The organism is Pseudonocardia xinjiangensis (assembly GCF_012911925.1).
GTDB classification, from domain to species: Bacteria; Actinomycetota; Actinomycetes; order Mycobacteriales; family Pseudonocardiaceae; genus Pseudonocardia; species Pseudonocardia xinjiangensis.
Genome location: NZ_JAAXKY010000223.1, coordinates 1 through 8694, shown reverse-complemented (window position 1 = coordinate 8694; position 8694 = coordinate 1). Strand labels below are relative to the sequence as shown.

Sequence of the window (8694 nt, the reverse complement as noted above, 5' to 3'; positions counted from 1 at the left end):
GGTCTGGGCCGGAGGCGCTGTCTCGGCCGGCGGCGCGGGGGGCGCGGTGTCCACCGGCGGCAGCAGGTCCGCCGTGGGCGCGCGGTTCGTCGGCGGTGCCGCGGGTTCGGCCCGCTGCTCCGGTGGTGCGGCCGGGGGGGCAGCCGTATCGGAGCCCGCCGTGAAGGAGAAGCCGCTCTCGGCCTTGTAGGTGCCGCCGCGTGGCGGGGCGGTGCCGGGGCTCGTGCCGCCCTCGACCTCTCCCGGCTCACGCAGGCTTATCCGCCGTCGCCGCAGCAGCACCAGCCCCAGCGCGACGGCGACGAGCAGGACCACCGCCGCGATCGCGATGATGATCCAGAAGGTCTCCGTGGTCACCTGTCCACCCTGTCATGCGAAGCAACGGCAGGGGCGCCAAGCACCTGGCGTTCACCGTGATCGTTGTCAGATCGACGAGATGGCCCTGGCCAGGGCGATCCTCAGGACCTCGGGAAGATCATGTCGCCGGTCACTCCCTCGTCGGCACCGGTTGCGGTGTGTAGCGGCAGACCGTGCCGACGCCGACGGTGGCGCGGAGGTGCTCGGCGAGCTCGGGGTGCACCGCGTCCACCCGGCGCAGCGCGTCCCGGATCCGCGCTCCCACGGTCTTGCGGGCGCGCTCGGTCTCGTCCCCGAGGCGCCGGGGTCGCCCGCCGAGCCCGGTGGCGGCGGCGAGCTCGGCGAGCAACGCGTCCCGTTCCGCCTGGAGCCGCTCGGCCCGGTGCAGGTCCTGGAACTCGACCGCCTCGTCGATGTCGCCGTCGAGCTCGCCCAGGCGGTGGCGGTACCGGGCCATCGCCCGGTCGTCGAGCACGGGATCGGACCCCGTCGGCGGCACGTCCCGGCCCAGCAGCGTGAGCACGTGCACGTCCCGCCCGGGAGAGCCGAGGAGGACGGCGAGGTCGCGCAGGCCCTTCGCGTCGGGCAGGTGCTCCACGCGGCCCCGGAACGCCAGGCGCCAGGTGCCGCCGTCGCGCTCCACCACCGGCTCGTCCGGCCCGGCGCCCATGCGGGCGAGCGCGTCGAGACTGCGCCGCGACCAGGCCGCGACCCCCAGCCGGTCGCACTGCCGCGCCGCCGCGGTGAGGTGGGCCACGGCCTCGTCCCGCCGTCCGAGGGCTGCGGCCAGCTCTCCGAGGAGATGGTCCACCGGCCCGTAGTAGGCCGCGCACCCGCCGACCACGACGTGCAGCCCCGCGACCGGGACGAGCCGCTCGTAGGTCCACGTGCGCTGCGCGTCCGAGCCGACGGCCGCGAAGACGGTGGCGGCCACGGCGACCAGTTCGAGGTCGTACTTCTGCAGCACGTCCTGTACCGCGAAGTCCCCGAGACGCTCGGCGGCCTCCTCGTACCGGCCGCGGAACGCCGGGGCGAGCGCGCGGATCAACGGGAACACCGGCCACAGCTGGTCGTTCTCGTCCAGGCCACCCAGGTCGAGCGTCAGCTCAGGGCCGCCGATCGCCATGAGCGAGGACCGCAGCGTGGCGAAGCAGCCGGGGGCGTCGGGCTCGCCGATCACGGAGCCCAGCTCCAGCGCGGCGCCCGCGAGGTCGGTGGCCTCCTCGACGCGCCCGGCGAGCTCGGCGAGGGTCGCCCGGCGGCTGAGCGCGCCCCAGCGGCCGCGCGCGTGTCCGAGCCCGGCCGCGAGGTGCACGTACCGTTCGAGCGCGAGCCGCCCTGCCGGGTCGCCCGTCTCGATGAGCGCGGTGGCCGTCAGCTGGTGGGCCACCGCGACGAGCTCCGGGTCGTCCGCGGCAACGGCGGCGGCCAGCATCTCGTCCAGCACCGGGAGCCGCTCGGACGCGCGCCCCGGCACCCACAGGACGTCGTGCAGGGCCAGCAGGGACTCCGCCCGTGAGCGCGGGTCGCCTGTCGCCAGCGCCACGGCCTGCTCCGCGGCCTCGACGGCCTCCGGGTCGACGCGGCGCGGGTCCGCGTGCCGGCGGGCCCGCGCCAGGGTGGCGAGCAGGCTGCAGCGCAGCGCGACGTCAGCCGTACCCGACGCGGCCAGTGCCTTGTCCGCCTCCTCCAGCACGGAGATCACCGTGGCGTACTCCACCGGGTCGCGGCTGCCCAGGCCGTAGCGGCCGATCGCCGCCCGCGCCACCGCCTCCCACTCGCCCCCGGCCCGCCCCAGCCGGACGGCCTCGTCGTAGGCGGTCCGCGCCGCGTCGGCGCTCCCGGCCCGCGCCTGCGCCGCTCCGAGCTCCACGAGCAGGGCGGTGCGCTGCGCCGACCCCGCGGGCGGGGCCACCGCGTCGATCACACCCAGCGCGAGCTCGTAGTGCCGGCAGGCGTCCTCGTGACCGAGCCGGGAGGTGGCGTCCCGGGCGGCGAGCACGGAGAACCGCACCGCCTCCGCGGCCGCGGGCGGTCCGGCCGCGACGAAGTGGGCGGCCAGCCGGGACAGCCGGTCCCCCGTGAGCGCATCCGGCGGGGTGACGTCCCGCAGTGCCGCGCCGACGGCCGCGTGGAGCTCGGCGAGCCGGGCCGACGGGCAGTCCGCGAGCAGCGTCTCCCGGTAGAGGTCGTGGACGAAGGAGGTCCTCGCCCCGTCCGGCGCGAGGACCCGCGCGGCGACGGCCTCGTCGATGAGAGCCGCGGTCCCGGCGGCGTCGCCGGTCGGGAGCGCGCGGCCCAGCACCTCGGGCTCGACGACGCGGCCGGCCACCGCGGCGGCGGTGAGCATCGCGGCGCACGGCGCGGAGAGGCGCCCGAGCCGCCGCCGCAGGACGCCGAGCACGCCGTCGGGGATCCGCCCGGCCGCGGTCGCGTCCCAGCCGTCGGCGACGCCGAGCCGGCACACCTCGCGCACGAAGAACGGGTTCCCGCCGCACCGGCTCCGGATCTCCTCCGCCCGTTCGAGGGGCGCGTGCGGGCCGCCCGTGCGCCGCATGAGCGCGGCGACGTCGTCGGCCGTCAGCCCGCCCAGCTGGAGCAGCTGTGCCGTCTCGGTGAGCCGGCGCAGCTCGGCGCCCGACTCGGTGTCACGGAAGGCGCCGAGCAGGAGGACGCGATCGGCGGCGAGCTGCGTGCGGAGGAAGGACAGCAGCCGGACGGACGCCTCGTCGGCCCACTGCAGGTCGTCGAGGACCACAGCCACTGGCGAGTGCGCAGCCAGCTCGGCCAGCACCCGGGCCACCGCGTCGAACATCTCGAACGGCAGTGCCGCCGAGGGGCCGTCGGGCGCGGACCGCTCGATCAGGCGGGCGGCCTCACCGAGCTGCACCGTGGACCGGTCGACGGAGCGCAGGACCTGCGTCCACGGCCAGTAGGGCGGCGCGACGGCCGCCTCCCAGCAGGTGCCCCGCAGCACCCGGGCCCCCTGCGCCGCGGCCGTCCGCACGACCTCTCCGAGCAGCGCGGACTTCCCGATGCCCGGCTCCCCCGACACCAGCAGCAGCTGCCCGGCCCCGCCGAGGACCTCGTCGAGCGCCACCCGGGCCGCGGCGAGCGTGGCCTCGCGGCCGACGAGCCTGCGGTCCTGATCCACTCCCCCATTCTCGTCCCCACCGGACCGATCGGATCTCGCGGCCCGCGAGCCGGAAACTCGCGCCTCCAGGTGGAGGGCGCGCCCGCCGGTGCTTCCCCGCCGACCCACAGGAGAACCGTCCGTGCCGACGACACCCGCCCTCCAGGAGGGCACCCACACCCTCGAGCTGAACGGCGTCCCCATGCGCTACCACGTCGCCGGACGTGGCCCGGTCTGCGTGCTCCACCCGGGAGGTCCGGGCATCGGGTGGGACTACCTGCGCATGCCGCTGCTCGAGAAGAAGCTGACCTGCGTCTACGTGGAGCCGATCGGCACCGGCGAGTCGGGACGGCTGCCCGAGCACCCCGGCGGGTACTCGGTGGACCGCTACGTGGAGTTCGTCGAGGCGCTGCTCGACCACCTCGGCGTGCCCGACGTGCACCTGCTCGGCCACTCGCACGGCGGTTTCGTGGCCCAGCGGTACGCGATCCGGCACCCCGACCGGCTCGCCGGGCTGATCCTCTTCGACACCGCGCCGCTCGCCGGCCCGGAGATCATGGTCGACGCGGCACAGAACCTGGAGAGGTTCCTGGAGCGCTACGCCGACCGGCCGGAGGCGCAGGAGGCGATGGCCACCTGGAAGGCGCTCGCCACCGGCACGGACGAGGAGTACACGGCGTCGATGCGCGGCCTGCTCCCGGCCTACTTCGCCGACTCCCGCACGGTCGAGGCGTACGACGTCATGCGCACGAGCCTGCAGGCGTGGGCGGTCACGTCGGACGAGGGACCGTGGCGCCACCACGACGCGCTCGCGGCGCTGCACCTGCCCAGCCTCGTGCTGACCGGCCGGTGGGGGTTCATCTGCGGCCCGCGGTGGGGCCAGGAGCTGCACGAGACGATCCCCGGCTCGCAGCTCGTGGTGTTCGAGAACAGCGGGCACATGGGGCACCTGGAGGAGCCCGAGACGTTCGCCGCCGCCGTCACCGGCTTCGTCGAGCAGAACCTGGCTTGAGCCCCCGCCCGGTCAGCTCGCCGCGCGCAGGCGCTGGCTGATGACCGTGGTGATCCCGTCGCCGCGCATGGAGACGCCGTAGAGCGCGTCGGCCACCTCCATCGTCGGCTTCTGGTGGGTGATGACGATGAGCTGGCTCGTCTCCCGCAGCTCCTCCATGAGGGAGATGAGCCGGCGCAGGTTCACGTCGTCGAGGGCGGCCTCGATCTCGTCGAGCACGTAGAACGGCGACGGCCGCGCGCGGAAGATCGCCACGAGCAGGGCCATCGCCGTCAGCGACCGCTCCCCACCGGACAGCAGCGACAGCCGCTTGACCTTCTTGCCGGGCGGCCGGGCCTCCACCTCGATGCCGGTGGTGAGCATGTCGTCGGGGTCGGTGAGGACCAGCCTGCCGTCACCACCGGGGAACAGGGTGGCGAAGACGGTCTCGAACTCCCGCGCCACGTCGGTGTAGGCGATGGTGAAGACCTCGAGGATCTTGTCGTCCACCTCGCGGACGACGGTGAGCAGGTCGCGGCGGGTGTTCTTGAGGTCTTCCAGCTGGGTGGACAGGAACCGGTAGCGCTCCTCGAGCGCCGCGAACTCCTCGAGCGCCAGCGGGTTGACCTTGCCCAGCAGGCCGAGGTCCTTCTCGGCACGCTGTGCGCGGCGCTGCTGGGTGGCGCGGTCGAAGGGCATCGGCGGCGGTGGCACGACGTCCTCGCCGCGCTCCTTCGCCGCCTCGTACTCGGCCATCTCCGCGGCCGAGGCGGGCACGGGTGTGTCCGGGCCGTACTCCGCGACGAGGTCGTCGATGCCGAGACCGTGGTCGGCGAGGATCTTCTCCGTGAGCTGTTCCAGCCGCAGCCGGGACTGCGCGCGCAGCACCTCGTCGCGGTGCACGGCGTCGGTGAGCTTCTCCATCAGCCCCGTGAGCCGCTGGGTGGTGGCCCTGGCCTCGCCGAGTGCCCGCTCCCGGGAGTCGCGGGCCGCCGCCGCGGCGTCCCGCTCGGTGGCCGCCGCGGCCAGCGAGACGGCGATCTGCTCCGAGGCGGTCTGGCCGGCGGCCACGACGATATTCGCGATCCGGGCGCCGCGTTCGCGCGCCTCCAGGGCCGCCGCCGCCCTGGCCCTGGCCTGCCGCTCCGAGGACGCCTGCCGGCGCAGCGAGTCGGCACGGCCCGCGATGGCCCGCGCCCGCTCCTCCACGGTGCGCAGCGTCAACCGCGCCTCCACCTCCTCGGCGCGCGCGGCGGCGAGCGACTCGGCGGCGGCGTCGCGGATCTCGGTGTCGGGCTCGTCGTCGACCGGCTCGTCCTCGGCCACGGCGAGCTGCTGCTCGGCGGCCTCCAGCGCGAGCAACGCGTCGGAGCGACGGGCCTCGACGGCGTCGCGGCGCTCCCGCAGCCGCTGGGCCTCCGCCGTGGCCGACCGGACGGCCTGCTCGTAGCGCCCGAGCTGGGCCGACGCCGCGGCCCGGCGCTGCTCGGCCGCCGTCTGCTGCCGCCGCGCGACCTCGACCTCGCTCAGCCGGGCGGCTTCCTCGGCGCGGGCCCCGTCGAGCGCCGGACGCAGGCCCGCCAGCTCCTCCTCGACCGCCTCCCGCTGCTCGACGGCCTCCTGCACGGCGGCCTGGACGTCCAGCGCGCTGGAGGCCGAGCCGGAACCACCGGACGCCCTGGCCGCCCCGAGCACGTCGCCGTCGGTGGTGACGGCCGTGAGCTCCGGGTGCGCGGCGACGACGGTACGGGCGGCCTCGAGATCGTCGACGACGACGACACCGTGCAGCAGCCGGGCAACGGCGCCCCGCACCGCGGGCTCGGCGGAGACGAGCCCGGAGGCCCAGCGCCCCACCGGGGGTTCAGGAAAGCCACTTTCCTGCCCGGAGAGGGCCTGAAAGTGGCTTTCCTGAACCTCGGCGGAGCCCACCACCAGGGACGCCCGGCCCGCGTCGCGGGTGCGGAGGAGGCGGAGCGCGTCGACCGCGGCGTCGGGACTCGCCACCGCCAGTGCGTCGGCGAGCTCGCCCAGCGCCGCCGCGACCGCCACCCGCGCCCACGGTTCGACGGTGAGCAGGCCGGACACCGCGCCGAGCACGCCGTCGGTGTCGAGCAACGCGCCCGACCCGTCGCGGCGCGCCAGCCCGACCGAGAGGGCGTCGACCCGGGCCCGCCAGTGCGCGCGCTGCTGTTCCAGCTCGCGCTCGCGGGCCACCAGCTCGGCCACCCGCCTGCGGGCGCCGTCGTGGGCCTCGACGGCCTCGGCGCAGCGCTGCTCGAGCTCCCGCAGCGAGCTCGCGAGCGAGCCGTCGGCGGGGTCGTCGCCGCCGAGGCCGCCGAGCTCGTCGCGGGCGAGCTCCAGCTCGCCCGCCGCGGTCTCGGTGCGCTCCTCGGCCTCGGCCAGCGCCTCGGAGAGCCGGTCGATCTCGTCGGCCGTGGCGGCGGCGCCGCTGCGCAGCGCCTCGGCGCGCCCAGCGAGGGTGGCGAGGCCCGCCTTGCGGTCGGCGAGCGCGCGGACGGCGGCCATGTGGGCGCGTTCGGCCGCGGCGAGGGTCCGCTCGTGGTCGGCGCGTTCCTCCAGCACGTCCGACAGCCGTCTGCGGGCCTCGGCGACGGCCTCGACCAGCTCGTCCTCCTGCTCGGAGACGGCGTCGGCCTCGGCGTCCAGCTCGTCGGGGTCGCGCCCCGGGGTGCGTTCCTGCGGGTCGGCGAGGTGGCGGGTGCGTTCCTGGGCGAGCCGGACGGTGCCGGACAGGCGCTCCGCCAGCGCGGAGAGCCGGTACCAGGTGTCCTGCGCGGCGGCGAGCCGCGGGGCGTCCTGGGCCAGCGCGAGCTCCAGCCGTTCCTGCTCGACGCGGGCGACCGACAGCTGCTCCTCGACCTCGGCGCGGCGGGCGCGGGCCGTCGACTCGTCGGCCTCCTCACGCGCGAGGCTGTCGCGCAGGGTGACGAGGTCGTCGGCGGCGAGCCGTAACCGCGCGTCACGAAGCTCCGACTGGACGGACTGCGCCCGACGCGCGATCTCCGCCTGCCGGCCCAGCGGTTTGAGCTGGCGGCGCAGCTCCGCGGTGAGGTCGGTGAGCCGGGTGAGGTTGGCCTGCATCGCGTCGAGCTTGCGGAGCGCCTTCTCCTTGCGCTTGCGGTGCTTGAGGACGCCTGCGGCCTCCTCGATGTAGGCCCGGCGGTCCTCGGGCTTGGACTGCAGCACCGAGTCGAGCTGCCCCTGCCCGACGATCACGTGCATCTCGCGGCCGATGCCGGAGTCCGACAGCAGCTCCTGGATGTCCAGGAGGCGGCAGTGCGATCCGTTGATCTCGTACTCGCCGGCACCGTCCCGGAACATCCGGCGGGTGATCGACACCTCGGAGTAGTCGATGGGCAGGGCACCGTCGGAGTTGTCGATGGTGAGCGTCACCTCGGCGCGGCCGAGCGCCGCTCTTCCCGAGGTACCGGCGAAGATGACGTCCTCCATCTTCCCGCCGCGCAGTGCCTTCGCGCCCTGCTCGCCGAGCACCCAGCTGATCGCGTCGACCACGTTGGACTTGCCCGAGCCGTTGGGCCCGACCACGCAGGTGATCCCGGGTTCCAGGCGCAGCGTCGTGGCCGAGGCGAAGGACTTGAAGCCCTTCAGCGTCAGGCTCTTGAGGTGCACGGCTGCGTTCTCCAGGGGACGGCGTTCTCCGGGGGGCGGTCGACGAACATTACCGTCAGGCTTCGACGAATCCCCGCAGGCCACCGCGGGCGTGGCTCCACTGCTCGACGACCTCGTCGACGCGCCCCGGCGTGCCGCCGCCCCGGACGGCGTCGCGCAGCCCCTCGCACGCCCGGCGGTCGCCTTCCGCGACCACGGCGACGCGACCGTCCGGCAGGTTGCGGGCCGAGCCGACCAGTCCCAGTTCCAGCGCCCGGCACCTCGTCCACCACCGGAAACCCACTGACTGAACGTGACCGGCGACCCACATGTTGAGCCGAACAGCCGAATCGTTGCTTGTTGTCACAATCCTGCTACTTTACGCACCGTGTTCAGCTTCGGGCATCGCGCGGGAACCCTTCTCCTCGGCCTGACGATCGGAGTAGTACTGGCTGGAAGTCTCGCTCTCGCTGTTCCTGAGCCCGTTCCCACCGCCGCCCGGGTCGACGACGACGCCGCGCTCGCCGCGCCCCCGGCGATCCGCAAGGACGTCGCACCCGCGGCCGCCCCCACGGCCCCCGTC

The 8694-nt window shown here is 75.1% G+C and carries 5 protein-coding genes and 1 pseudogene; 2 read left to right on the top strand and 4 right to left on the bottom strand.

Going from position 1 to position 8694, the window contains the following annotated elements; translation table 11 throughout:
• Positions 1–357 (bottom strand): annotated as a pseudogene (locus HF577_RS35305) (signal recognition particle-docking protein FtsY); the annotation flags it as partial.
• Positions 358–487: 130 nt separating this feature from the next.
• Positions 488–3511 (bottom strand): ATP-binding protein, encoded by a 3024-nt coding sequence (locus HF577_RS35300; protein ID WP_169400347.1) that lies wholly within the window; start codon positions 3509–3511, stop codon positions 488–490.
• Positions 3512–3632: 121 nt separating this feature from the next.
• Here HF577_RS35300 and HF577_RS35295 point away from each other — a divergent pair, with 121 nt between their 5' ends.
• On the top strand, positions 3633–4502 hold the full coding sequence (locus HF577_RS35295) for an alpha/beta fold hydrolase (protein ID WP_312859590.1): 870 nt from the start codon (positions 3633–3635) through the stop codon (positions 4500–4502).
• A 12-nt stretch (positions 4503–4514) separates the two neighbouring features.
• Here the strand turns inward: HF577_RS35295 and smc are convergent, their stop codons facing one another.
• Both smc and HF577_RS35285 read right to left on the bottom strand, forming a co-directional pair.
• The gene (gene smc, locus HF577_RS35290) at positions 4515–8132 is read right to left on the bottom strand and encodes a chromosome segregation protein SMC (protein ID WP_169400346.1); all 3618 of its coding nucleotides are present in this window, start codon (positions 8130–8132) and stop codon (positions 4515–4517) included.
• 55 nt (positions 8133–8187) lie between these two features.
• Positions 8188–8478: an acylphosphatase gene (locus HF577_RS35285; protein ID WP_169400345.1), complete on the bottom strand. Its 291-nt coding sequence runs from the start codon at positions 8476–8478 to the stop codon at positions 8188–8190.
• Positions 8479–8499: 21 nt separating this feature from the next.
• Here HF577_RS35285 and HF577_RS35280 point away from each other — a divergent pair.
• The coding region (locus HF577_RS35280) for a hypothetical protein (protein ID WP_211175334.1) at positions 8500–8694 on the top strand (195 nt) is incomplete at its 3' end.